The sequence below is a fragment of the Auritidibacter sp. NML130574 genome (genome assembly GCF_003185725.2).
GTDB lineage: Bacteria > Actinomycetota > Actinomycetes > Actinomycetales > Micrococcaceae > Auritidibacter > Auritidibacter ignavus.
The window spans coordinates 776,685-801,772 of record NZ_CP031746.1; the positions used below are offsets into that span (position 1 = coordinate 776,685).

Genomic DNA, 25,088 nt, shown 5'->3' on the forward strand with positions numbered 1-25,088 from the left:
CGATGACCACACCACCTCTCCTGCACGACGTCACACCACCGACACACTGGAAACATCAGGAACAACTTCCCAGCCTCGGGGCACTGTATGGCAAGGTGGCAGCCGGAACGGTCGGGGCCACCCTGTCGTCACTGATTGGCAAGATCACCCCGGGAACCTCGGCGACGGGCAAGGGCTCCGGCTCGTTGCCCACCGCCGGGTGGAAAGTCACCGGCCAGGCGGCCTCTCGCCTGCAGGTCGATGACTACATTCAGCTCTTTGGGGCCACCGGGGCTATCGGTCACGACACGGTACCGTCGTTGGCCTTACACATTGCCACGTTCCCGTTGTCCATGGGAATGATGGCCTCCAAGAACTTCCCGCTACCACTGCTGGGCCTGGTGCATCTAGACCATACAGTAGATCATCTCCATCCGGTGGCGATCGATCAGCCGTTGATCGTGACCACCTGGGCGGATTCTCTGGGGGCACACCGACGGGGAACGACCGTGGCGATCTGGGTGCAGATCCACGATGAGGCGAACCCGCGGAAACTGCTCTGGCAGGGTCGGGCCACCTATTTATCCCGAGGAATTTTCCTCGCCGGCCGCCCCGAAGCGGAAACCGGCTCCGAAGATAGTGACTCGGCAGGCTCCGCGCACCGGGATTTCCAGCCACCGGTAGCCACCGCCTCCTGGAGGTTGCCGGCTGATACCGGTCGGAACTACGCCGGGGTGTCTGGAGACGTCAACCCGATTCATATGAATCATCTGACCGCCAAAGCACTGGGGATGCCCGGGATGATTGCCCACGGGATGTATCTGGCCGGACGCATGCTGGCCGGGCGTGAGCCCCAGGCACCGTTTTCGTGGCAGTTCAGCTTCGCCAAACCGGTGACGCTACCGACCACGGTCGCGGTGGCCGTGGAGCACAGCTCGGAAGAGGTTACCGAGTTCACCGGCTGGAACCCGATGAAGAAATTGCCGCATTTCTTCGGTCAGCTACGAACTGCATCACCCGTTGCGCCGAGGTCTGCCAGCTAAAGCCTTGGGCATGGGCAACCGCTGCGCGACCGTAGTTTTCCCAGACCTGTGGCTGGGCCAGCGCCTGTTTCAAGGCGGTGGCCCACGTATCTGGGTTGAGGTCCTCGAGAAGTTCTCCGGTGTGACCGTGGTCGACGACAGTGCTGAGCCCTCCGGCTCGGTGCGCCAGCACACCGGTGCCGCAGGCTTGGGCTTCGGCAGCAACGAGACCAAAGCTTTCGGTCACACTGGGCATAACCACCAGATCGGCGGTGCGCATCATGGCAGCCAGCTTGGTGGGTTCCACCGGCGGGATAAAGCGCACCACGTCGGAGACTCCCAACCGATCGGCGAGCTCGGGCAGGTGCTGTGCTACCGCCCCGGACGGTGCTCCAGTGAAGATCACGTCCAGTAGCCCGGTCTGTGGCGAGCGCTGCCGATCGAGGTCCGCCTGTACCTGTGCTAAGGCGTGGAGCAGAATCTGCGGGCCTTTATGAGGTTGGAAACGACCAGCGAAAAGGATGCGGAATCCGGACTCGGGGCTATCTTCAGCGGTGCTGGGCCACCATCGGGGGCCGTGTTCGGTGTAGATCCGGTGGTCCACCCCGGGGGTGATGATCTGGATCTTGTCCGGATCGGCCCCACAATAGGTGACCAGCTCTTCAGCTTCGGTGGCGGTATTGGCGGTCAATATATCAGCTGCGGCGACGATCTGAGTTTCACCGGCTTCGCGCGCCGAGGGCTCGGGGTGAGACCGTTGGCCGGAAGCGTCCTGCCAGGCGTGGGCTTCTCCGTGATTCTTCACCGCGGCGATGGTGTGCATGCAGTGGGCATGGGTAATTCGGACCGCCTGGTGTTCATCGCGTAGCCGGGCGACGAGGCTCCGCCCAGCCAAGCCCGATAGCCAGTAGTGGCTATAGACCAGAATGTCTTCGTCGAACCCAGGCAGGTGGCTTACGGGCCCAGACAGGTGAGCGTGGACGGCTTGCGCAAATTCCTCAACGTATTCGGACAGGGCTTCTTTGGCGAGGGGCTGGCGTGGACCTGCGGGGACGGAAATTTCTGCAACATCCTCGGTGCCCGGTAGTAGCCGCCCGGCGGGCAGGGCCCCGGTATGCGGGTCGGTGACCGGTTCGGTCGCACGGGTGTAGATCACCACCCGGTGGCCGAGGGCGCGCAGTGCCCGGGCCATATTGGCCACGTAGACGTTCATCCCGCCAGCGTCGCCGGACCCAGGCTGCGCTAAGGCTGAGGTGTGCATACTCAGCATCACCACCAGGCAACGTGGCCCCTGAGCCAGCGAGGTTCCACGACTGCTGGTTGAGTGAGCACGATCAGCTTTAGTCATGATGGATGGCAGTGTTCATCACGCGGAAGAGCTCACGGTATTCCGGGGTGGTTTCCAGATCGTCGATCAGCACCGGATCACCGCGCAGGTTGGTGAGTGGTTGGCACCAGTTGGGATACTGGTCCTGGGTGGTGCCGGGCTGATTCTGGATGCGTTGATCAGCGACGGCATCGACCAAGGCCACGGCATGGAGCCGAGAGGGTGCGCGAGCAATGAAGCGGTGCAGCGCCTGAATCACGGGAATAAGGGGAATTTCGTCGAGGTCGTGCACACGGGCCGAACTGGCCGTCAAGAGTCCGCGTTGGACCAGGGCCTTCAGGTAGCCGCGTATATCACGGAGGAAGGTGGCTCGCTCGGCCTCGGCAGAGGTGGTTAGCAACTGGAGTTCTTCCCGTAAATCCAGGTGGACTCCGCGCAGGTAGCCGGCCGTGGGTGGCAAATCGTGGGTGTTGACAGTGGCTAGACACAACCGGCGGTACTCGGAGGGATCGTGGGGGATGCCGTCATCTTGTTCAAACCAGACAATACTGGTGCCCAGAATCTTTCGGGAAGACAGTTCGGTAACCACCGAATCGTCGACGGTCCCCAGGTCTTCTCCGACGATCAGCACTCCGGCGCGTTGGGCCTCGAGTGCAAGAATGCCGAGCATGGCGCGGGAGTCGTAGCGAACGTAGGCCCCATGGTTCGGCGTGGTGCCTTCGGGGACCCACCACAGGCGGAACTGGCCCAGAATATGGTCGATACGCACCGCACCGACCCCGGCAAAGACACTACGGAGCATCTGCCGGTAGGCCCGGTATCCGGTGGCACCGAGGGTCTGAGGGTTCCAGGGATGCTGGGACCAGTCTTGTCCGAGCTGGTTGTACATATCCGGGGGAGCACCTACCGAGAATGGCTCCACCAGCGCATCCGGATGCATCCAAGCATCGGCGGTATACCGGTCAGCTCCCACTGCGAGATCCACCATGACCCCGGTGCGCATCCCGGCCTGTAGCCCGCGCTTGTGGGCTACCCGGAGCTGGGTGGTGCATAGGAACTGAAGCCAGGCGAAGAACAGCAGTCGTGAGGAATCGATCTGAGGGTGATGGTTCAGATCGTGGTCGAGCAACGACCGGCATGCTGGCAGGTCGCTCAGCTGAATCTGGTCGTCTCGTCCGTCTTCGCGCAAGACACACCAGGCAGCGAAATTGCGCAACTGAGCACCACGATCCTGGCAGAAATCATGGAAGGCCCCGGCCGTGATGGCCTTGGTCGTGAGTTCTTCTTCGAACCGGGTGAAGATCAGGCGCAACGCCTGAATTTTGGCCCGGTAGCTTGCGGTACGGTCCAGCCGGTCTGCGGTGTTGTTCGTGGCCTTCAACGGGCTAGCCAGCTGGGCAATCCGGTTTTGATCATCCACCGACAGGCCCTGGTATTCGGCCACATCTTCTACCCGGAGATACAGCGGGTTGAGGAAACTTCGCGTCACCGGCGAATACGGTGAGTCAAGAAGTGGCGGTACCGGCTCTGAGGCGTGCAGCGGGTTGGTGAGCACAAAATCGGCGCCTTCTAAGGCTGCCAGTTCCATGATCCGGGCCAGGTCGGCAAAATCACCAATACCCCAAGAGTCGCTGGAGCGCACCGAGTATAGCTGAACGGTCACGCCCCAACCGAGACGGTTGTCGTATCTTGCGGTGGCCGAAATCGTGGAAGGCACCACGATGACTGAGAGATCGACCACATCTGAAGCCGGCGCAGTCAGTCTCAGCTGGTAATCACCGACCGGAAGCCCGGCCGGAAAAATCAGTCGCGGGGCGGTTTCGGAACAGTCTGTTGAGACCCGCTGAGGCGCATGCTGTATCTCAGGGAGCAACTCCTGTGTGGACCACTCGGTTGCGATGGTCTCATGGCCTCCGAGCACATCAACGGGCTGGAATGATTCAACCACCCAGTCGCCAGTTTCAAACGGCAAGGACAGCTCTCGGCCCTGGTCGCTATCGACGATGACCGTGGTCGTGAAGGGTTGTTCAGTCGGTCGAGATTTTGCCTCATCGATGGCTTGACGTAGATCGAGTGCGCTGAGGTCGGCGAACTCCTGCGCTTGATCGGGCAGGGGTGCGGCGAAAAACTGGAGTATCTGCACCACGGTGTCGAGGTCCACGCTGGCGTCGTCCCCGTTTTGGGCTGTGAAATGCGTTTGCACCCCGTAGTATTCGGCTAGCTCCGTCAGCAACCGTTCGCGCAACGGCTGATGTGTAGGTTGACGTGCAGGCATCTGGCTTCTCCGTGCTCAAGACTCAGCGGGACTTCACCCTTTAGTGTCTCACTTTTCTTCGCCCTGGCTGAACCTTTGTCGATACCCCGACATCCTCAACATGCCTACTCGAGATGATGAGTCGTGCTTCACCCAGCATAGGTCTCAGTGAAGTGTTGATGGACGGAGGAGCTAAACCATTGTGATAGTTGCACTTTCTATATACAGTGTCCTATTGTCATCAACTTCTGACGAAAACAGCACTGAAGACTATCAGGGCTTTCGTTCGACCAGGGGTTCTCGTCACTCCGTCCGATTCACCGACCTCTTGCGGGCCATTCGTGGCACCCACACACTGCGCTTAATGATTGGCTTCCGACCTCGTTTCCAACTCATCTCGTGGGAGACCGTCAACACACTCACGAGCGGATCCACGAGACCAAAACGGTGGTCTATGGTGGCCAGTCAACGCGATGGTATCGCCTGAGGTGCGCGGTATGGTCCACCGGTCGAGGGTTGGCGATTGGGCGGTACAACACCGCGGAGGATTACCATGACTCAACCCGAAAACCAGCAGCCCCAACCACCACATGATCGCTCACAGCCACAAGCACCAACCGCCCACTGAACTGCACACCAAGTAGCACCAGGACCAACCAGACAGTCTGCTCAGCAACAAGCTCCTGGACAGGAGCTCGGCGCCACGAAATCCTGGGTTCCCGTGGTGCTGGCCGTTCTCACCGGGGTGGGAACACTATCGCTTTTCATGCCATTAGCACAGGATTCATATTCAGGCGGAATTTTTTCATTCTCGGAGCCCTTGTCGGCGTCCATCTCGGCCTTGGAGGAGGATGCTGAAACCCTCGGCTGGGTTCACCTGCTCCTGTTCCTGGTCACCCTGGCGTTCAGTTTGCTGGCTTTAGGCAAATCAGCTCGTGGCTTTCAGTTCACCACCGCGCTGTTGGCAGCCCTGGTCGGTGCCTTCCACATCATCTACATGCTGTACTGGATCAACGAAGAAGCCGGGTATGACTACACCGTTTTCTTCTTCGAAGACGGCGGGATGGCCGGAATCGGTATGTGGCTGTTGTTGCTGGCATCCTTGGGTATGGTGACCTTTTCCATCATGCTTTTGGTGCAGCTACTCGGTCGGAAGCGCACTGTATAAGCACCGCTTAAACGTAGATGAGCCCCGGAATGTCACGGCTCAAAACAGTTCGAGCCTGGGAGCAAATGCTCTCAGGCTCGAACTGTTTTCCATCCGTGCGCGGAGGGGGACTTGAACCCCCACGACCGATAAAGGTCACAGCGACCTCAACGCTGCGCGTCTACCAATTCCGCCACCCGCGCGGGTGAAGTAATGTCCCACCATGAACGGTTTAGACCGGCATCGGGGAGTGGCAACCTGTACATCTTAGCACGAGAAAAAACGTTCTGCGGTAACAGTGCTATAGCGCGTATCGTCTCACCGCGAATCTGTGACCAATTTAGCCCCTCCCGTTAGAGTGGGATACATGACAGCTTCACCGGAGTCGCACATTCCAGAACCCGGTCTGCTCAGCCAGCGGGTCGCGCAGATCACCTCGGATTTGATTCGCATTGACACCACGAATTTCGGGGGTAATAACTGTCGCGGAGAACGCGAAGCAGCCGAGTACTGTGCCCACGTGATGTCGGATCTGGGCATGAATCCCGAAATCATCGAATCGGTACCGGACCGGTTTTCGGTCATCGGTCGCTTAGCCGGGTGGGACGCGGAGGCTCCAGCACTGATTCTGCACGGCCATCTCGACGTCGTCCCGGCTCAAGCTGAAGAGTGGTCCCGGGACCCGTTCAGCGGTGAGATTGACGAGGACGGCATGATCTGGGGCCGTGGTGCGGTGGATATGAAGGGCATGGATGCCATGATGCTCACCGCACTTGAATACCTGGTCCACAACGAGCTTCGTCCCCGTCGTGACATCATCTTATGCCTGTTCTCCGACGAAGAGGCCGGGGGAGTCTACGGAGCCCAGTGGATGGTGCAGAACCGTCCGGAGCTACTTACCGATGCCACCGAGGCCATTTCCGAGGTGGGCGGTTTTTCCGCGGAGATTGCCGGGCAACGGGCTTATCTGTTGCAAACCGGCGAGAAAGGCATCGCCTGGCTGAATCTCACCGCCACCGCCTCACCGGGGCACGGATCCTCGGTGCACCCCGATAATGCCGTCACCCGACTGGCCGGAGCCATGGACCGCATTGGCCGGCACACCTGGCCACTAAATTACACCAAGACCACGCGGGATTTGATGGAGCAGGTCTCAGAGATGATGGGGGTCGATTTTGACGAGACCGATCCCTCCCCGCAGTTGGAAGCTTTGGGTTCTGCGGCAAAATTCGTCGGTTCTACCTTGCGCAATTCCGCCAATCCCACAGGCATGACAGCCGGATATAAACACAACGTCATTCCCGGGACAGCACGAGGCACAGTCGATGCTCGCGTGTTACCGGGTGAAGACGACAAGGTCATGGAACAGCTTCGTGAACTGGCCGGTGACGGCATCGAGTTCGACTATGAACACAAGGTCTCGTCCTTAGAGGTGCCCTTCTCTGGCGATCTCATTGAGCTGATGGTCGCAGCCATTGAAGCCGAAGATCCCGGCGCTCGGGTGTTGCCCTTTATGATGTCTGGTGGCACCGACAATAACCACCTGTCCCAGCTCGGCATCACCGGGTATGGTTTCATGCCTCTGAAACTTCCGGCTGATCTGGACTTCACGGCCCTTTTCCACGGCATCGATGAACGTATTCCGGTGGATTCCTTGGACTTCGGAGTACGCACTCTGGTGCGCGTGCTGGACCCCGGACACGATGAAAGGAATCGGTGAGACTGTTGACGCAGATCACCTCAGAGCATTCAGCAAAGATCAGCAAAGTTCTCACCCCTGAACTCTTAGAAACACTGCGGGCTCGCGCCGTCGAGCACGATGAAAACAACACGTTCCCACACAACGATCTTCAGGACTTAGCCGAGACCGGCTATTTGCGCGCCCAAACCCCAGTGGATTTGGGCGGGCTTGGGTGGGACTTCGCCGTGATCACCGAGGCCCAGCGGCTGCTAGCCACCGCTTCTCCGGCGACCGCGTTGGCGGTCAATATGCACCAGATCATCAACGCGGTCGCCTCGGTCTTCGCCATCCACGGAGATGACTCGCTGACGTTTATTCATCGTGGCTCTGCCAATGGTGAGATATACGCATTTGGTATCTCCGAGGCTGGCAATGACGCCGTCCTGTTCGACTCCAGCACCGAAGCCGTGGCGAACCCCGACGGCTCGGTGACGTTGACCGGAACCAAGATCTTCACCAGCCTCTCACCGGCCTGGACGCACCTGCTGACCTTCGGGAAAACGCCCGACGGATCGCAACTGATCTTCGGCGTCCTGGATCGTAGCGCTGAGGGAATCAGCGCCGATGATTCCAGCTGGGACATGCTCGGCATGCGCGCTACCTTCTCACTGGTCACCCGCTTGGAGCAGGCCACAATCTCAGCAGAAAAAGTCATTCGTCGCTTACCGGTAGGCCCCAACCAAGATCTGCTGGTCTTCGGTATTTTCTCGACTTTTTTGACGCTACTGTCTGCGGTCTACACCGGGATCGGGGACCGGGCGGCGGAACTGGCCCAGCAGGCTTTGGCTCTTCGGACCTCCACAGTTCAGGGCATCACCTTGGATCAGGATCCGGTGTTGCGGTATCACGCCGGTGAAGCAGCGCTGCGGCAACTCACCCAGAACGCGCAACTGCGCTACCTGTCCGAAGCAATCCGAAACAACAAAGACTTCGGCCCGGAGTGGTTCCCACGACTGGTGGCCAATAAGACTCACGCGGTGCGCACCGCAAAAGAACAGGTGGATTACGCGTTTCAGATATCGGGTGGGGCCAGCTTCAACCGCCACACCGAGATTTCACGGCTTTATCGTGACGTGATTGCCGGATTCTTCCACCCCTCCAACGACGCGTCGGCGCACAACACGTTGGCCACCTGGGCGCTCGGTCCGCTTGACCAGTAGCCACGGACCGGGATCCCCCAGTCAGCCCGTCTAGAGGGTGGACGCGACTTTATAGATCTTCCGACGCATCCAGAAACGGCGCGCCCCACCGCGGTAGATCAAGGACCGTTTCAGTTCCCATTTACCGTACTCGGCGTGCTCGACCAGCCGGCGACGAGCCTCTGGGAGGGAGTCATTCGGGGCCACTGTCAAAACCAGGTATTCCCAGCGGTCCTGGCGAGTCAGACTATCGACGGTTGAGACCACGGGATCTTCGCGCACAGAGCCTTCTCCTTGACGTTGTGGTGGGACCTGCACGCGTGTGGGGTGTGGGGTGCAGGCATCCTCAGCTGGAGTCCAGACTAGCCGATCAAGGACACTCCAGGCAGGTGGGCGTAACACCGTATTGCTTACCGTGAAAGAAAATCGGACACAGATGCCGAATAAAGGTGTACCACGCCACGATTTCCAGCTAGCGTATCTACTATGAGTAGCGATCCACGCGTAGAGCTCCAGTCGTTAGTATCCGCCCTGCAGGAGCACATGATGGCGGCGTTGAATAAGGACGATTCGGACACGACCACGTTGGAGTCTGCCGAAGACGCCCTGGTTGAGGCATTTGAGAACTACGAGGACGCCCTCTACAACGTCACCGGCGAGGTCACCCCTCTCGACATTTTCGAAGATGACGACATCGACGACGATGACGACGACTTTGACGATGATGACTACGACGAGGACGAGGATTACTAGGCTGGCCCATCTGGTCTGATCGTCTTTCTGAACGTATATCGCTCGCCTGGGCGGATGAAACCTGTTCGACCACCACATTTTTCGACTCACCCGACCCCGTGTCTAAGGTTCTCAGAGAACTGACGTAGAATCGTCCGGCGTGAGTTGGATTGAGGCAATCATTCTCGGGCTAATCCAAGGCCTGACGGAATTTATTCCGATATCGTCGTCGGCGCACCTGCGTATCGCCGGAGAGTTCTTGCCCCGGGCCGAAGATCCCGGAGCTGCATTTACTGCGATCACCCAGATCGGTACGGAACTGGCCGTGCTGATTTTTTTCTGGCGAGATATCGTCAACATCATCAGCAAATGGTTCCAGGCTTTAGCGCGTAAAGTACCTCAATCCGATCCCGACGTGCGCATGGGCTGGCTGATCATTGTCGGTTCCATTCCCATTGGAGTGCTGGGATTGCTGTTAGAAGACTGGATTGATACCAGCTTCCGTTCGCTATGGATCGTGGCAACCATGCTCATCGTCTTCGGTGTGTTGCTGGCTGTCGCCGATACGTTGGGTCGCCAGGTCAAACCGCTGGAAAAACTCACCTGGCGTGACGGTATTCTCTACGGTTTCGCCCAAGCGCTGGCGTTAATACCGGGCGTCTCGCGTTCTGGTGGCACGATTACTATGGGGCTGGCGCTGGGCTACACGCGCCAAGCAGCCACCCGCTACGCCTTCCTGCTGGCGGTGCCGGCCGTGTTCGCCTCAGGTTTTTATAAGCTCTTTGGTGCCCTGACTGACCCCGCCGAAGCCCAGGGAGCCTTCGGGTTAGGTGAGACCTTCGTGGCCACCGTCGTGTCCTTCGTTGTTGGGTATGCCGTCATTGCCTGGCTGATGCGGTTCATCTCGCAGAACTCGTATAAGCCCTTTGTGTGGTATCGCATTGCGCTGGGTACGGTGCTGTTCGTTCTGCTGGGCTTTGATGTCATCTCGGCCTAATCAACATGACCAGATCAGCACCGTCGATTAGAGTCAAGACGGTACCAACGACGTTGTGAGATGACGTCGGCCATCACTGACAACACCGCTTTCAGGAGGGTCCGTGGAATCCTGGTCCGCCACACAACCACCGTCGCTTCCACCGCAATCAGCTCGCCTCGAGCTCTTCGATTCCGCAACCCGCTCCCTGCAGGATGCGACGGTCACCGGCGATCAGGCCTCCCTATACGTCTGCGGTATTACGCCCTACGACGCCACGCACCTCGGCCACGCCAACACCTACGTAGCCTTTGATCTGTTGAACCGGTTTTGGCGTAGCGCTGGCAAGTCCGTGGTCTACACCCAAAACGTCACCGACGTCGATGACCCGCTATTTGAACGCGCCCAATCCACCAACGTGGACTGGCAGCAACTCGCTGAAGACCAGACCAATCTGTTCCGCTCAGATATGGCCCAGCTGAATGTATTGCCACCGGAGTACTACCTGAGTGTTTCCGAGACGGTGGACTGGGTCATTGAGATCGTCACCCAACTCTACGAGCTCGGTATCGCCTATCCGGTGCCCGGAGACAACGGTGACCCCGACGGCGACCTCTACTTTTCTATTGAGGCTGCCGAAGCTGCCTGCAACTGGCGCCTAGGTAGCGTGTCCGGGATGAGTCTGGCGGAGATGCAGCAGGTCTTTCCCGAACGTGGGGGAGACCCGAAACGTCCCGGCAAGAAGAATCCGCTGGACCCGCTAGTATGGAAGGCCGCCCGCGAAGGGGAACCCTCCTGGGATGCGGCCGTCATCGGTCGAGGTCGTCCCGGCTGGCATATTGAGTGCTCAATGATTGCCCGCAAGACCCTCCCGGCCCCTTTCGACGTGCAAGCTGGAGGCTCCGACCTGCGGTTCCCGCACCATGAATTCTCTGCTGCCCACGCCACCGCCGTGGATCACACGCCGATGGCCCGGTTATATGTGCATGCCGGGATGGTCGGTCTCGACGGGGAGAAGATGTCGAAGTCCTTGGGCAACTTGGTTTTAGTCTCCCAACTGACCGCCGACGGCCACGAGCCGGCAGCGATTCGGGCGCTCTTACTCAACCACCACTACCGCACCGACTGGTCATTTACCACCCGAGAGCTCACCGACAGCGCCGATCGGATCGCTGGTTGGCGCCGAGCCCTGGCCGGTGAAGCAACACAGGATGGGGCCGAGTTGCTCTCTGCCATACACCAAGCCCTCAGCCATGACCTGGATGCTCCTACGGCACTGCAGGCCGTGGATGTCTGGGCAGAAAGCGCCCACGCACGAGGACCGCAACCCTCGGCTCACGCCCCAACCGAGGCACGCCCCGGTGTGGCGGAGGTTATGGAGGCGGTATTGGGGATCCAGCTGATTACTGCTGATCATCCCGTCGACGCAGAAACCGCTCAAATTCCCGGGCAATAGATTCACCCGAGGCCTCGGGCAGTTCTTCGGTGTCCTGGGCTTTTTCTAACCGGCGAATGTAATCGGAAACTTCCTGATCCTCCTCGGCCAGCTCATCAACGCCACGCTCCCAGGCCTCAGCGTCTTCGGTCAGCGAGCCCACCTCAACCCGCATGCCCAGTAGCTCCTCGAGCCGGGTCACCAGGCCCAGCTTCGCCTTCGGGGAGGGCGCCTGGGACACATAGTGGGGAACGACGCTCCAGACCGAGAGCACCGTAAAACCGTCACGGGCGGCTTCCTCGGCGATCACTCCGGTAATACCGGTCGGGCCTTCATAATGGGGGCTGAGCACATCCTCTAAACCGGCCCGTACCGCCGACTGGGTCGAGAACAAGGTCGCGGTCAGTGGCCTGGAGTGTGGCACGTCAGAAAGATACGAACCGACCATCACCACCGCGTCGAGGTCGAGGTCTTCGGCTACTTCCACGATCTCGGACACAAACGCCCGCCACCGCAGTGACGGCTCGACGCCAAGCATAAAATACAGATCCGGCTGATCTTCGGTGGTGGTTCCGGCAGCAGAATGCAGAATCCGGGTCTGTGGCCAGTTGATCTGCCCCAGGGAGTTCTCCGCGCGAGTGACCACCGGGCGAGTCATCTGAAAATCGTAATAGTCGTCATCGTTGACCTGCCGGTACTGCTCGGCATGGGCCTGGGTGGCGAGTTCTTCCACCGCGTCGGTGGCCGCCTCACCGGCATCGTTCCACCCCTCAAAGGCCGCAACCATAATCCGCAACGGTCCCGGGGAACGGTACGTGGGCTGTTCTGCACGGTAGTGCAGGTAGTCCGGCAGAGACCGCACCGGTTCCCGATCATCCGGCTCGGCCTCGGCTGGCCGATCCATGGATTCTTCAAAACTCACGCTCGTTTCACCTCGGTCAACGCAATAGAGACTATTGATCCACCTTACCCACTACCGCTGGAGACATCCGGGAAATCTCCTCACGTTCATTATTGGATAAGTGCCGGGTCAGCGACGGTGAGCGAAAAGATCAGTGGGGAATGCCCACGGCGAGCGCTAGAGTTAACCTTTAGTCCTCATGCCACCGAACGTCTGAAGGCCAACCATCACCACTGTGACTGACACCAACCGCTGTGACATTCCGCCCCGAGCACTGCAGGCCGTGCTGTGGGACATGGATGGTACCCTCGTGGATACCGAACCGGCCTGGAACGCCGCCCATGCCGCGATCTTAGCCGAGCACGGTGTGGAGTTCACCGAGGAGCTGGCCCACCGGCTCCAGGGCCAGACCATGGCCGCGACCGCCGAAATCTTCAGCTCACTTGGTGTACAAATTCCGGCCGAGGAGCTGACCCGGATGGAATACGAGCGAGTCACCGCTCAGGTGGTCGGCCACGCGCCACTGACCCCGGGAGCAGCCGATCTACTGGCGGACCTCAACAAGCGCGCGGTTTTACACGCGGTGGTCTCTGCCTCGTTTACCTCCCTGATTGAGTCCGTGTTGTCTGCCGTGCCGAACCATGGGTTCACCGCCACCGTGGGGGGAGACCAGGTGACCCACGGCAAACCGGACCCAGAACCCTACCTCACCGCCGTTGCCCGGCTCGGGCTAGACCGGGCCGCTGAGTCTGGGCGCGTGGTGGTTTTGGAGGATTCGGTCCCCGGGATCCTGTCTGGACTGAGCGCCGGACTGCCCACCGTGGCCATCCGTCGCACTGGCTCGGTCCCCTTACCCGACCAGATCACCGAACACCGGCTGGCCCGGTCCGGGAAGTTGTTGGTGGTGAATTCACTCACCGAAGTGAGCTATCAGCGTTTGCAAGACTGGGTGGCCCCATCGTGAGTGCCTCATCAGCCACCATCTCGGAGCAGGGCATTGTCATCGCCCGCTACGATCGGACCCCGATCCGGTTGGCCTGGAGCTGGTGGATCTTCGCTACGGCCTTGCTGATCCTGATTCGCCCGTTCTTCGTGATCCTCACCCCGCCGACGGCCCCGGGCTGGTTGCCTTGGTTGCTCTCGGCGTTCTTCGTGCTCGGGCTACTGATCACGGTGCTCTGCCACGAACTTGCCCACGCCATCGCCGCCCGGTCGTTCGGGTGGCGAGTCTATGAGATCCGACTGACCCTCTGGGGCGGATACACCTCCTTTGCTGAGCACGATGGCAACCATCCCCGCACCCCGATGCGCTCCATGGTGGTGGCTCTGGCCGGCCCGGCTGCCAATATCCTGCTGGCGCTGATATTGACCCTGGTGGCTGAGCTGACCGGCCCCCACCTTCCCAGCCCTTGGCTGGGCCTGATCTCCGTGCTCACCACTGGAAACTGGCTGATCGCTGCCTTTAATCTCCTGCCCGGGCACCCGCTGGACGGTGGTAGCGTGGTGGAAACCATTGGCTGGAAGATCACCGGTTCCAAGGCCCAAGGATTGATTGCTGCCGGCTGGTCTGGGCGCCTGATCGTCGCCGCGCTGATCATCGGGGTGGTGGCTGTGCTCATCCTGAGAGGCGATCAGCTACCCATCCTGTTATTGGTCGTCGTCGGGGTGCTGGTGCTGATGCTCTGGGGGGCTGCCGGTGAGGGAATTAAACGTGGCAACGCCCTACGTCGCGCCGAGGCGACGGTGCTGGCAGAGCTCGCCGTTGCTGTCATCCTCGTCAGTGCAACCACTCCGGTGGCCCAGGTGATCGACAAGTTGCAGAAATACCCGGCCGGTTATCACGACCAGCCACTTATTGTGCAACTCAGTTCGTCGCAGGAGACCGGTCCCCCTCGGGTGACCGGTCTGATTGATCCGGCCACGCTGGCCCAGGTACCGACCGAATTCCGCCACCAGACCAGCGCCCACGAGGTCAGCCAGGCCTTTACCGGAAGCACCCACTACGTGCCCGCGGACCGGCGGATCTCCGAACTAGGTTCGGCCCTAGCCGGAGATCCCGATCAGGTCTTGCTGCTCACCCCTGGCTCAGGCACCCCGGCCAGCACCAGCCAGCTCCCGGCGGCAGCTGTGTTGGGCAGTCGCATCGCGGTATATCTGTCCACCGGCCGATAAGCCTGCGACCCCCGGTCCTGGCTCCCCCACAAAAACAAACGCTATCCCTCAACCCCACAGGAGACGTCTTCAATGCCGTACACTCCCTGCACACCCGGCACACCCCGGCCTACCGGCCTGGCTGCCCGGCGTGGCCCATTGCTGGCCGGCCAGCGGGTGCAACTCACCGATGAGAAGGGCAAGATGAACACCATCACGCTGGTACCGGGAGAAGTGTTTCATTCTCACCAGGGGTATTTATCCCACGACGAGTTGATTGGCGGACCCGACGGCGTGGTGGTCACCAATTCCTTGGGCCACCAGTACCGGGTGTTGCGACCGCTACTGAACGACTTCGTGCTCTCCATGCCACGCGGAGCCACCGTGGTCTATCCGAAGGATTCCGGTCAAATTCTGCAACAGGCCGATATCTATCCCGGCGCCCGGGTGCTGGAGGCCGGAGCCGGATCCGGGGGACTGACCATGTCGCTGTTGCAAGCGGTCGGTGATCAGGGACAGGTGCACTCCTATGAACGTCGCGAGGACTTCGCCGACATTGCCCGAGGAAATATCGAAACCTATTTCGCCGGCCCCCACCCGGGCTGGCACCTCCACCTCGGCGATGTCCAAACTCAGGCGTTAGCGGACCACGAACCGGGCAGCTTCGACCGAGTGGTGTTGGATATGTTGGCTCCCTGGGAGTGTGTGGAGATGGTCCGTGAGCTCCTAGTACCCGGGGGAGTGTGGCTGACCTACGTGGCCACGGCCACCCAGCTGTCTCGGACCGCTGAAGCCATTCGTGAGTCCGGATCCTTTACCGCCACCCGGGCCTCGGAAACCATGATGCGGGATTGGCACGTTGAAGGTCTGGCGGTCCGCCCCGAACACCGGATGATCGGACATACCGGATTCCTGTTGGTCACCCGCCGGATGGCCGATCACCAAGAGTCTTTGCAGTTGCGCAAGCGTGATAAGTCCGAAAAGTTCAGTGACGACGACATTGAGTTGTGGACGCCCAGCGACGAGGCGCGCTGGGTACCCGAAGAACACGGCCAACGCGAGGCCAAACCCAAACGTGCCCGCAAAGAAGCCCGTGCGGCAACCCGGTACGCCCAACACGCCGCCACAGCACAGCGCACCACCCAGGTCACCACACAGCAACATTCCGGTGAGCTGGGGGAGAACAACACTCAACCTCCAGGGTCCACCGCGTAGGATACGCGTAGAATAGAAGGGTGACCTCAGAACGTTAGGAGGGTCTTCAATGACGGAACCGGCACGCGTTGATTCCGCAACCACCGCCGAGCAACAGCTGTCCTCCATGCGGCGCCGTCTGGGCTCATTGGTGGAGAAGAATCGGCAGCTACGTCATGACATTGACGCCGCCTCCCGCAATAACCGGCGGATGGTGGAGATGCTGGACCTCACCCGCGAACAGATTGCCACGTTAAAGCAATCCATTGAAGACGCAGCACTGCCACCGTTTAATTTTGCCACCGTGTTGCAGTACCACCCGGCCCGCCAGGCGGTGGAGGGCACCGAGCTAGCTGCCACCACTCGGGCGAGCGTGGATGTGCTCTACAACGGCCGTAAACTCCGCACGCACCTGTCCCCGTTGCTGGATGCACAGCAGGTCGTCTCAGGTGCCGAGGTGTTGCTCGACGAATCCCTCTGCGTCATCTCGGTCTTGGGGCACACCACCACCGGCGAGTTGGCTCGCGTGAAAGAAGTACTCGATGACGGGCTGTTACTGGTAGTCGGTCGCGCCGATGACGAGCACGTGATGCGGCGGGTCCACGAACTGGCCGACCGCCCGATCCGTGTCGGTGATGCAGTCACCGTGGACGTGAAGTCCGGTTATGTTTTCGACGTGGTTGCTCTCTCCGAGGTCCAAGATGTGGTGTTGGAGAAGGTCCCCAATATTTCCTATGACGACATTGGCGGACTGGGCGATCAGATTGAGATGATCCGCGACGCGGTCGAGCTACCGTTCACCCACCCTGACCTCTACCGCGAACACGGGTTGACCCCGCCAAAGGGCGTGTTGCTGTACGGACCCCCCGGTACTGGTAAAACCCTGATTGCCAAAGCGGTGGCCAACTCCTTAGCCCAACGTGGCTCCGGGGATCGCACCGCCTACTTTTTGAACATCAAGGGCCCCGAGTTGCTGAATAAGTATGTGGGGGAGACCGAACGCCATATTCGCACGCTCTTTGCTCGGGCCCGGGAAAAAGCCTCGGACGGCTACCCGGTGGTGATCTTCTTCGACGAAATGGAGTCACTGTTCCGCACCCGCGGGTCCGGGACGTCCTCCGATGTCGAAACCACCATCGTCCCGCAGTTACTGGCAGAAATTGACGGTGTGGAGTCACTGAATAATGTGATTGTTATCGGCGCGTCCAACCGGGAGGATATGATCGATCCGGCCATCCTGCGCCCGGGTCGCCTGGACGTCAAGATTCGGGTAGAGCGCCCCAATGAGGCCGAAGCTCGCGAAATCTTTAGCAAGTACGTTACTGCTGAGGTGCCGTTGCACCCCTCCGAGCTGGCGGTGCACGGCAGTCGTGAGGCCACGGTGGAGTCGATGATCTCCACCGCTGCAGCCTACATGTACGCCCGGGTGCCACAGACCGAGTATGTGGAGGTGACCTACCTGGATGGCTCCACTCAGGTGTTGCACTTTGCGGATTTCGCCTCGGGGGCTGCCATCGCCAATGTGGTGGATCGGGCCAAAACCCATGCCATCAAGGAGTATTTGGCCGCTCAGGACCATCACCCGCAGGCAGCCAAGGGACTGAAGACCCAGCACCTGGTTCGGGCGGTCTCTGAAGAATTTGCCGAACAGCAGGATCTGCCCAATACTTCCTCCCCGGAGGAGTGGGTGAAAATTTCTGGTCACCGCGGACCCCGGGTGGTGGGATTACGGATGCTGTGTGAGGCCTCGTTCTTGGGCGATAAGAACGAGAATGCCCGCCGGGTCGAAGAAGCGGTTAAAGCCAACCAGACTCAGCACACCACGTCAGCGAACACCACCTCAGCGGGGGAGTAATCCGGTGACCAAACACCAGCAGAGCTCCAGCCAGCGCCCACCAACTCTGTTGCCAGCAGGCGCCCAAGACCTCGTCCCCGCCGGACGAGCCACCGTGGGATGGGGTGTCCACCGGGTGGTGGGATTAGAAACCGAGTACGGGATTCACGCCCCCACCCAGCCGGGGGCATCCCACGCAGCCCTCTCGTTCGATGTCGTCAACGCCTACGCTCAAAAGCTTCAGGACGACCACGTCCCGGTGGCCGGCACCGAGTGGGACTACGGGGAGGAATCCCCGTTGATGGACGCCCGCGGATGGCGGATCCCGGTTACCGAAGCCCACCCCACCCAGCTAACCAACCAGCCACTCAACGATGCTGAGGGCAAACCGATCCACCAGCTGGTCAACACCTTATTGCCCAATGGGGCACGGTTCTACGTTGATCACGCCCACCCGGAATACTCCTCCCCAGAGACCACCAACCCTTGGCAGGCGATGATCTACGACCAGGCCGGGGATCTGATCATCGGCTCGGCGGTAGCGTATCTGAACGCCCACAGCCATCGGGCCGCGGTCCAAATCTATAAAAACAACACCGACGGCAAACTCGCCTCCTATGGGGCCCACGAGAATTACCTGGTGGACCGAGGCCTGAATTTCGAAGAACTCACCGCCCGACTCCTGCCGTTTTTCGTCGCCCGGCAGGTGATCACCGGCTCGGGCCGGGTCGGGATCGGCATCAGCGACCGCCGGGCTGGGTTCCAGCTCTCCCAGCGCGCAGATTTCTTTGAAGAAGAAGTCGGGATCGAGACCACCATTCACCGCCCGATCGTCAATACCCGCGACGAACCACACGCGACCGCCTCCAGCTACCGGCGGTTGCACGTCATTATTGGTGATGCCAACCTCAGTCAGTGGGCCACCTGGATGCGGGTGGGCATGACCTCGCTGGTGTTGCACATGATCGAGCTAGGAACCGCCCCCGCCCTCGAGCTGGCCGACCCGGTCGCAGCGTTGCAAACCATCAGCCACGATCCGTCGTTGCAGGCCACAGTGACCGTCAATGGTGCCGGCCAATATACCGGGCTGGATTTACTAGAACGCTACCTGGAGGCCGCCGAAGACCACGTGCAACGTTTTCAGATCACCGATGAACAGACCCGTCAGGTGCTCTACGAGTGGCGGACTGCCGTGGACGGGTTGCGCACCGACCCGTATCAGTTCAGTGACCGGATCGAGTGGCTCGGCAAATACCGGTTGCTCGATGCCATGCGCGCTCGGACGGCCACTGGCAGGTGGGACGAGGCCAAACTGGCCATGATGGACCTGCAGTGGGCCGATATTCGTCCCGACAAGGGCCTCTACCACGCGCTGGTAGCCCGGGGGAGCATCCGCCAGCTCGTCGACGATACCGTCGTGCACCGGGCGGTGATGCACCCGCCGGAGGACACTCGGGCTTATACCCGCGGTCGCAGTATTGGCATCTTTGGCGCCCATCTGGCCGGGGTGTCCTGGGACAACCTGGTCTTCCGGCCCTACCACGAGGGCCGGCTCTACCGGCTGGACCTGCGCGAGCCCTTGGCCGGTAGCAAGGCCGAAATTCGCCACCTGCAAGAGCTGTCTACCGGTGCCCCGGTTGGGGAGGACACCGAGATCTTCCGCCCCGGACGCGAGCCAGTCCCGGCGACACCCTCACCGCAGACCAATCAGGCACTCACCGAGGTGCTCACCGTGCTGAGCCGATACCACAACGGGCCACGCTCTCAACGCAGCACCCGGTATGACCGCTAGGCTCAGGACCACCACACACCATTAGGACCGATCAGGAGGATCACCATCATGGCAGCTCAACAGAACTCACCCCAGTACCGCGACCAACGTGAAGATCAGGACGACCCGGGCACCCCGGAACCGGCGACCGCACCGGCGACCAGTAGCAGCTCCTCGGCCGGGGACTTGGACTCGTTGCTCGACGATATTGACGACGTCTTAGAAACCAACGCCGAGGAATTCGTCAAAGGCTTCGTCCAAAAAGGTGGCCAGTAAACCCTCGATAGCACCACCAGCACCACGAAGGCCACAACCGTCTCAGACATTGTACCCTCGGCGTGGCTGAGACACAGAAAGGGGAGCCTCACACCATGGACCATCGCGCTTTCGGCGTGGAAACCGAATACGGGGTGCACTATGTTCCCACCGGAATCGACCCCCGCACCGGCGGTCCCACCGGCCGGCTGAGCCCCGAGGACGTGGCCCGCTACCTGTTCCGGCCGGTGGTGTCCTGGGGTGGCTCTTCCAACGTGTTCATCTCCAACGGGTCTCGGCTCTATCTGGACGTGGGCTCCCATCCCGAATACGCCACCGCCGAGTGCAGTCTGCCCAGTGAATTGATCGCCTCGGACAAAGCCGGTGAGCGCATCTTCGGTGAGCTGGCCCACCGGGCCGAAGCGGCCCTGGCCGAGGATGGCTTTTCCGGAACCATCTATCTCTATCGCAATAACGCCGACTCCCAGAACAACGCGTTCGGCTCCCACGAGAACTACACCATCACCCGGTCGCTACGGTTTCGGCGGCTCACCGATGCGTTGATTCCTTTCTTGATCACCCGTCAGCTGATGACCGGGTCCGGTGTGGTCATCCCGGACCCCTCGCAACTACCCGAGCAGGCGAGGTTCCCGGTGAACCCCGAGCCCCATTTCGCCTTCTCTCAGCGTGCCGACTACGTCCAAGAGGGGGTCTCATCCTCCTCCACCAGGGCGCGTCCGATCATCAACACCCGCGATGAACCCCATGCCGATGCGGCGGTACACCGGCGGCTGCACGTCATCGTCGGGGACTCGAATATGTCCGAGACCACCCAGATGTTACGGCTGGCCACCACCGATCTGATGTTGCGGATTCTGGAGGCTGGGGTGCCCCTACCGCAGTTGCAACTAGCTCACCCAGTCCGCGCCATTCGGCAGGTCTCCCATGATTTAACCGGAACCGAGCAACTTGACCTCGCTGAGGGTGGTACCCGTTCGGCATTAGAAATCCAGTGGGAGATTCTGGCCTTGACGCAACACTTTATTCAACGACATGGTGCCCACCACGATGAATTATCGGCGGCCATGCAGCTCTGGGAGCGCACCTTGGAAGCCGTGGAGGCCCAAGATTTTTCTCGGATTGATACCGAGATCGACTGGGCTATTAAGTACCGGTTTATCAACCGCTATTGCGAGAAAAACGGTTATGGTCTTGATCACCCGAGGGTCAAACAATTGGATCTGTCCTATCACGACATCAACCCCGATCGGAGCTTGTTTTACTTGTTGCAATCACGCAATGCAGCCCGTCGGGTCCTGACCGATCAGGACATCACCCACGCCACCGAACACCCACCCAAGACCACTCGAGCCAGTATTCGTGGCCGGTTTATCCGTGCTGCCCGCGATGCGGGGATGGGGTACGCCGTGGACTGGACGCATCTGAAATTTGTCGATTTCCCGCTTCATACAGTTCATACAAAAGATCCGTTAGACACAGATTCCAGTCAAGTCGATGAACTCTTGGCACGGGCTGGGCTCGAGGGATAAACCACGGTGCAAAATCTGTCACGCCTGCCGATGTTTGTGTAACCATTGGTACGGAGAACCCCACCGGGAATGTCTATATCAATTACATGATCGAGGATCTATTTGTCCATGGCTAAGTTGTCTTCCCCTTGTTCACAACGCGCAACCCGACGCGCAACACTGATCACGAGCCTCGCCCTGAGCGCGTCCCTGATACTGTCCGGTTGTGGTGGCGCCGAAGGCACCGGCGACGTTGATGCTCTGGATGTCGTTGACTTCGAACAGTCCGACTCACAGCAGGCTCCTGACGTGACCGTGGATGGAGCGATCGAGGCCGATGAGGTCTCCACCCGAGTTTTGGAACAAGGCGACGGCGAAACCTTGGATGACGAAGATCTGGCCCTGATCCACACGGCTGTGGTTGACCCGACCAATTCTGAGGTGACACAAGAATCGTTCACCGGCAATGGGGAGGCCCTCTACATCGATCCCCGCTTGGCCGAAGAAGACCCGACCTTACACGAAGCGCTGACCACGAACCCCATCGGGTCCCTGATTGCCTACTACGTGCCAGCCAACACCTATGGCAACGGCACACCCGATCAGCTCTTGGTGTTTCGGATCTCCGAAGAATTGCCCACCCACGCCGACGGCGAACCCGTGGACGAATCAGAATTAGACCCCGCCTTGCCGACCGTCACCGAGAACGAGGAGAACGGCGAGCCCACCATCGAAACCCCGGAAGGCGACCCCCCGGAGGACCTCGAAGTCGAGGTCCTGAAGGAGGGCGAGGGCGAACAGGTCGATTCCAACTCGTTTGTGACCGTCCAGTACCGCGGTATTAAGTGGTCTGATGGTGAAGAGTTTGACTCTTCCTGGGCCAACGGTAGCCCAGCACAGTTTGACATCAACGGCTTGATTGAGGGTTGGAAGGAAGGCCTGGACGGTCAGCAGGTCGGCTCCCGCGTGCTGATCTCGGTTCCGCCCGAGCAAGGTTATGGCGATTCGGAAGGTCATGAACTGCAGGAGGAAACCCTGGTGTTCGTCGTCGACATTCTGCACAAAGTCGACATGACCCCGCCCGAAGGTGTCGACCAGCCTGCTCCTTCAGATGAGGCCTCTGAATAGGACGACAAACACGATAGGGTGTGCCCCAACACCCCTAAATAGCAACTCTGTGAGGATTCACCATGTCTTTTGGCCAACGCCACTACGACCGGACCCGTCCCGAGATCGATTTTCCGGGGGAGACGCCTCCGACTGAGCTGGTCATTGAGGATGTGATCACCGGGGCCGGCCCCGAGGTCACAGCCGGGGATAAAGTTTCCTGCCACTACGTAGGTGTCGCCTGGTCGACCGGTGCCGAGTTTGATGCCTCGTGGAACCGGGGCACACCTCTGGACTTCACGGCCGGAATCGGTCAGGTGATCCCAGGCTGGGATCAGGGGTTACTCGGCATGAAGGCCGGAGGCCGTCGTCGCTTGGAGATTCCACCCCACCTGGCTTATGGTGAGCGTGGTGCCGGTGCTGACATCGGCCCGAACGAGACCCTGATTTTCGTCGTCGACCTGGTGAGCGTGAACTAATTAGCACCAAACAACAGCGCAGTGTTGAACGCATCGTCTCCCTGATGTGGCTCCTGCTGGACTCCACACAGGGACTGACGAAGCGTCAGATTCGGCACTGCGTTGACGACTATCGCGAACTCAACGACGACAGTTTCGACCGACAGTTCACCCGGGATAAGACCAGTCTGCGAGACATCGGCATCCCGCTGGTTTCCGATGAGATCGAAATGCTGGAGCACACCGAGCACCGGTACCGGATTGATCGGGACCAGCTATTCTTGCCTCCCATCGATCTGGAACCAGAAGAGTTCCGTGCCTTGAATCAGGCCCGTGGGGTTTGGGACCACACCCCACTGCAAGCTGCAGCACGACGTGCCACCGGCCGGATGGGACTGCAGACGGCCACTCAGTACGAGCACGGTACCGAACCCAGCCTCTCAGCACAGCTGGCCAATACGTCGAAAAACCTGGTGCAACTGTCCGAGATGGCTCTCACCCAGCAGGTGATCCGATTCGGCTACCGTGCTGCAGATGGCACCTACTCGGCCCAGCGGTCCGTCCGGGCCTGGGTCGTGGTCATGGCCAACGGACAGTGGTATCTGGTGGGGTGGGATCTGGACCGACAAGCGGTCCGGAATTTCCGCCTGACTCGGTTCACCACTGATCCCAAACCGGTCACCGACCGTGACCCGAATACACTACCGACCGACTCCCAACGCCCGGTAGATCTGGACGTGTCCGAACTGCAACGTCAGCTGATCCCCACCGACGATCCCCTCACCACGGTGCAGGTTTGGGTTGCAGACGGCCACGGCCCGCAACTGCGAATGCTGGGGACCGTACTGCAGTCCTCGAGCTCGACCCCGGGTTGGGACCTGGTAGAGATTCCGGCCGCACACACCGTGGACATCCACCAGCTCCTGGCTCGCGCGGTCGGCCACGTCGTGGTGGACCCACACCATCACCCCGATCTGGCGCAGTCGCTTCTGGCCCAGTGGCAACAGGTCATCGACGCCCACCAGCGACCCGATCCCGCCGGTTTTGATCTTCGAGCACCCAAACGTGAGCGCTTACGGGCCGCCGAAACCGAGCGGATCGCCCGTTTGCTCGACATTGTCGCAATTCTCAATGTCCGCGGTCGAACCAGTCGCGAAGAGCTCAAGTCTCGGCTGGGTTTGAGCGATCAGCAACTGAGCAAAGATCTCAACGTATTGCAGTTCTGTGGGATGCCCGAACGAGATTTTGCCGGCCAGCAATTTGATATCGACCAGGTCGGTGATTCGGTGGAAATCTACCAGGCCGAAGACCTCCAAGCACCGCGCCGGTTCTCACGGCCCGAGGGCACGGCCCTGCTCTCAGCCCTGGATGCCCTGCAACGACAGGGAATCGCCAGCGAGCAGGAACTACAGGCCATCCGCAGTGCTCGGGCCAAAATCGATCGTGCCATCCGAACCTCAGCACCGGCCGATCATGATGACCCCGACCAGTCCCTTAACATCGTGGCTTTATTCCCGGACCTATCCTTGGGCCCCTACCAACAGCTGGCTCAAGATATTCACCGGGCCATCAGCGACCACCGGGTGATCGTTATCGACTACTACGGCCAGTTCGCTGATCGAGTCACCACCCGGGAGATCGAACCGTTGCGATTACTGTTCTACCGGCAACACACCTATGTGCAGGCCTGGTGTCGTCGTGCGAATGCCGAACGGTCCTTCCGGCTCGATCGGATCGGGCGTTTGGCCGAGACCGAGGACACCTTCACCCCACATGTGGCCTTGCACGCATTGGGCCTGCCCACAACCGGCGAGACGCATGATGACCACGAGACGTTGGTGGTGCAGTGCCTGTTTTCCTACCGTTTGAAGGATCTGGTACCCACCTATGATCCTGTCCGTGTGGCCGAACTCGATGACGGTCGCGTGGTTGCGGAACTACGCATGCATTCGATGCGTGCTCTGCAGGATCTGGTCACCTCCCACCCCGGAGAGATCCAGGTGCTGGGCACCACACCACAGTCCCGTCGCGTGCGAGATGAGCTCGTCGAACGCCTGGATGGAGCAATCGCCACCCAGCACCGTGCCATGACAAAGCAGGACTTTCTGTCACCGGTGACATCTAGATCGCTGTAGA

21 protein-coding genes and 1 tRNA gene are annotated in these 25,088 nt (G+C 60.3%); 17 read left to right on the forward strand and 5 right to left on the reverse strand.

Annotated features, from left to right (window positions below; translation table 11 throughout):
• The first annotated feature begins 2 nt into the window (after positions 1–2).
• Positions 3–1,022, forward strand: coding sequence for a MaoC/PaaZ C-terminal domain-containing protein (locus DCC27_RS03565; protein ID WP_110110142.1), 1,020 nt, complete (start codon positions 3–5; stop codon positions 1,020–1,022).
• Here the strand turns inward: DCC27_RS03565 and DCC27_RS03570 are convergent.
• Positions 934–2,349: a glycosyltransferase gene (locus tag DCC27_RS03570; RefSeq protein ID WP_110110143.1), complete on the reverse strand. Its 1,416-nt coding sequence runs from the start codon at positions 2,347–2,349 to the stop codon at positions 934–936. The two genes, DCC27_RS03565 and DCC27_RS03570, sit on opposite strands and share 89 nt — an antisense overlap.
• Positions 2,342–4,603, reverse strand: a complete 2,262-nt coding sequence (gene malQ, locus DCC27_RS03575) for a 4-alpha-glucanotransferase (RefSeq protein WP_110110144.1) — start codon at positions 4,601–4,603, stop codon at positions 2,342–2,344. Before malQ ends, DCC27_RS03570 begins: the two co-directional genes overlap by 8 nt.
• A 745-nt stretch (positions 4,604–5,348) precedes the next feature.
• On the opposite strand from malQ, the gene DCC27_RS03580 reads away from it, so the two are divergent.
• Positions 5,349–5,750 (forward strand): hypothetical protein, encoded by a 402-nt coding sequence (locus DCC27_RS03580; protein WP_148707499.1) that lies wholly within the window; start codon positions 5,349–5,351, stop codon positions 5,748–5,750.
• Between the two features lie 96 nt (positions 5,751–5,846).
• On the opposite strand, the gene DCC27_RS03585 is transcribed toward DCC27_RS03580, so the two are convergent.
• Positions 5,847–5,932: transfer RNA gene (locus DCC27_RS03585), tRNA-Leu, on the reverse strand.
• A 164-nt stretch (positions 5,933–6,096) separates the two neighbouring features.
• Here DCC27_RS03585 and DCC27_RS03590 point away from each other — a divergent pair.
• Both DCC27_RS03590 and DCC27_RS03595 read left to right on the forward strand, forming a co-directional pair.
• Positions 6,097–7,449, forward strand: coding sequence for a M20/M25/M40 family metallo-hydrolase (locus DCC27_RS03590; protein WP_110110146.1), 1,353 nt, complete (start codon positions 6,097–6,099; stop codon positions 7,447–7,449).
• Entirely contained in the window at positions 7,446–8,630 is a 1,185-nt protein-coding gene (locus DCC27_RS03595) for an acyl-CoA dehydrogenase family protein (RefSeq protein WP_341849257.1), read from the forward strand. The genes DCC27_RS03590 and DCC27_RS03595 overlap by 4 nt, the downstream gene beginning before the upstream one ends.
• 30 nt (positions 8,631–8,660) lie before the next feature.
• Here DCC27_RS03595 and DCC27_RS03600 read toward each other — a convergent pair whose 3' ends face one another.
• Positions 8,661–8,891: a DUF5703 family protein gene (locus DCC27_RS03600; RefSeq protein ID WP_110098335.1), complete on the reverse strand. Its 231-nt coding sequence runs from the start codon at positions 8,889–8,891 to the stop codon at positions 8,661–8,663.
• Between the two features lie 204 nt (positions 8,892–9,095).
• On the opposite strand from DCC27_RS03600, the gene DCC27_RS03605 reads away from it, so the two are divergent.
• The 3 genes from DCC27_RS03605 to mshC all read left to right on the forward strand — a co-directional run bounded on the left by DCC27_RS03605 (position 9,096) and on the right by mshC (position 11,773).
• Positions 9,096–9,362: a hypothetical protein gene (locus DCC27_RS03605; protein ID WP_110110147.1), complete on the forward strand. Its 267-nt coding sequence runs from the start codon at positions 9,096–9,098 to the stop codon at positions 9,360–9,362.
• A 139-nt stretch (positions 9,363–9,501) separates the two neighbouring features.
• Entirely contained in the window at positions 9,502–10,338 is an 837-nt protein-coding gene (locus DCC27_RS03610; protein WP_110098337.1) for an undecaprenyl-diphosphate phosphatase, read from the forward strand.
• Between the two features lie 103 nt (positions 10,339–10,441).
• Positions 10,442–11,773 carry a cysteine--1-D-myo-inosityl 2-amino-2-deoxy-alpha-D-glucopyranoside ligase gene (gene mshC / locus DCC27_RS03615; RefSeq protein ID WP_110110148.1) on the forward strand — a complete coding sequence of 444 codons (1,332 nt, stop codon included), beginning with the start codon at positions 10,442–10,444 and terminating at the stop codon, positions 11,771–11,773.
• Here the strand turns inward: mshC and DCC27_RS03620 are convergent.
• On the reverse strand, positions 11,721–12,674 hold the full coding sequence (locus DCC27_RS03620; RefSeq protein ID WP_233491947.1) for a proteasome assembly chaperone family protein: 954 nt from the start codon (positions 12,672–12,674) through the stop codon (positions 11,721–11,723). The two genes, mshC and DCC27_RS03620, sit on opposite strands and share 53 nt — an antisense overlap.
• Positions 12,675–12,936: 262 nt before the next feature.
• Here DCC27_RS03620 and DCC27_RS03625 point away from each other — a divergent pair, with 262 nt between their 5' ends.
• The 10 genes from DCC27_RS03625 (at position 12,937) to DCC27_RS03670 (ending at position 25,087) form a co-directional block, all read left to right on the forward strand.
• A complete protein-coding gene (locus DCC27_RS03625; protein WP_256372032.1) occupies positions 12,937–13,617 on the forward strand; it encodes an HAD family phosphatase in 681 nt (226 codons plus the stop codon).
• A complete protein-coding gene (locus DCC27_RS03630; RefSeq protein WP_168186070.1) occupies positions 13,614–14,825 on the forward strand; it encodes a site-2 protease family protein in 1,212 nt (403 codons plus the stop codon). Before DCC27_RS03625 ends, DCC27_RS03630 begins: the two co-directional genes overlap by 4 nt.
• Positions 14,826–14,897: 72 nt before the next feature.
• Entirely contained in the window at positions 14,898–16,019 is a 1,122-nt protein-coding gene (locus DCC27_RS03635; protein WP_110110150.1) for a tRNA (adenine-N1)-methyltransferase, read from the forward strand.
• Between the two features lie 49 nt (positions 16,020–16,068).
• The gene (arc, locus tag DCC27_RS03640; protein WP_246840130.1) at positions 16,069–17,853 is read left to right on the forward strand and encodes a proteasome ATPase; all 1,785 of its coding nucleotides are present in this window, start codon (positions 16,069–16,071) and stop codon (positions 17,851–17,853) included.
• 4 nt (positions 17,854–17,857) lie between these two features.
• Positions 17,858–19,624: a depupylase/deamidase Dop gene (dop, locus tag DCC27_RS03645; protein ID WP_246840131.1), complete on the forward strand. Its 1,767-nt coding sequence runs from the start codon at positions 17,858–17,860 to the stop codon at positions 19,622–19,624.
• Positions 19,625–19,672: 48 nt separating this feature from the next.
• A complete protein-coding gene (locus tag DCC27_RS03650; RefSeq protein ID WP_110110152.1) occupies positions 19,673–19,879 on the forward strand; it encodes a ubiquitin-like protein Pup in 207 nt (68 codons plus the stop codon).
• Between the two features lie 95 nt (positions 19,880–19,974).
• Entirely contained in the window at positions 19,975–21,408 is a 1,434-nt protein-coding gene (gene pafA / locus DCC27_RS03655) for a Pup--protein ligase (protein WP_110110153.1), read from the forward strand.
• 108 nt (positions 21,409–21,516) lie between these two features.
• On the forward strand, positions 21,517–22,515 hold the full coding sequence (locus tag DCC27_RS03660; protein ID WP_110110154.1) for an FKBP-type peptidyl-prolyl cis-trans isomerase: 999 nt from the start codon (positions 21,517–21,519) through the stop codon (positions 22,513–22,515).
• 62 nt (positions 22,516–22,577) lie between these two features.
• Complete coding sequence (locus tag DCC27_RS03665) at positions 22,578–22,973, forward strand: FKBP-type peptidyl-prolyl cis-trans isomerase (RefSeq protein WP_110098346.1); 396 nt, start codon at positions 22,578–22,580, stop codon at positions 22,971–22,973.
• A 44-nt stretch (positions 22,974–23,017) separates the two neighbouring features.
• Positions 23,018–25,087, forward strand: coding sequence for a YafY family protein (locus DCC27_RS03670; RefSeq protein WP_110110155.1), 2,070 nt, complete (start codon positions 23,018–23,020; stop codon positions 25,085–25,087).
• Position 25,088 lies beyond the last annotated feature (1 nt).

Excerpts from the sequence above, each read along its gene's own strand:
- DCC27_RS03565 (WP_110110142.1), top strand. The coding sequence starts at position 3 with ATGACCACACCACCTCTCCTGCACGACGTCACACCACCGACACACTGG.
- DCC27_RS03570 (WP_110110143.1), bottom strand. The coding sequence starts at position 2,349 with ATGACTAAAGCTGATCGTGCTCACTCAACCAGCAGTCGTGGAACCTCG.
- malQ (WP_110110144.1), bottom strand. The coding sequence starts at position 4,603 with ATGCCTGCACGTCAACCTACACATCAGCCGTTGCGCGAACGGTTGCTG.
- DCC27_RS03580 (WP_148707499.1), top strand. The coding sequence starts at position 5,349 with ATGCCATTAGCACAGGATTCATATTCAGGCGGAATTTTTTCATTCTCG.
- DCC27_RS03590 (WP_110110146.1), top strand. The coding sequence starts at position 6,097 with ATGACAGCTTCACCGGAGTCGCACATTCCAGAACCCGGTCTGCTCAGC.
- DCC27_RS03605 (WP_110110147.1), top strand. The coding sequence starts at position 9,096 with ATGAGTAGCGATCCACGCGTAGAGCTCCAGTCGTTAGTATCCGCCCTG.
- DCC27_RS03635 (WP_110110150.1), top strand. The coding sequence starts at position 14,898 with ATGCCGTACACTCCCTGCACACCCGGCACACCCCGGCCTACCGGCCTG.
- arc (WP_246840130.1), top strand. The coding sequence starts at position 16,069 with ATGACGGAACCGGCACGCGTTGATTCCGCAACCACCGCCGAGCAACAG.
- DCC27_RS03650 (WP_110110152.1), top strand. The coding sequence starts at position 19,673 with ATGGCAGCTCAACAGAACTCACCCCAGTACCGCGACCAACGTGAAGAT.
- pafA (WP_110110153.1), top strand. The coding sequence starts at position 19,975 with ATGGACCATCGCGCTTTCGGCGTGGAAACCGAATACGGGGTGCACTAT.
- DCC27_RS03660 (WP_110110154.1), top strand. The coding sequence starts at position 21,517 with ATGGCTAAGTTGTCTTCCCCTTGTTCACAACGCGCAACCCGACGCGCA.
- DCC27_RS03665 (WP_110098346.1), top strand. The coding sequence starts at position 22,578 with ATGTCTTTTGGCCAACGCCACTACGACCGGACCCGTCCCGAGATCGAT.
- DCC27_RS03670 (WP_110110155.1), top strand. The coding sequence starts at position 23,018 with ATGTGGCTCCTGCTGGACTCCACACAGGGACTGACGAAGCGTCAGATT.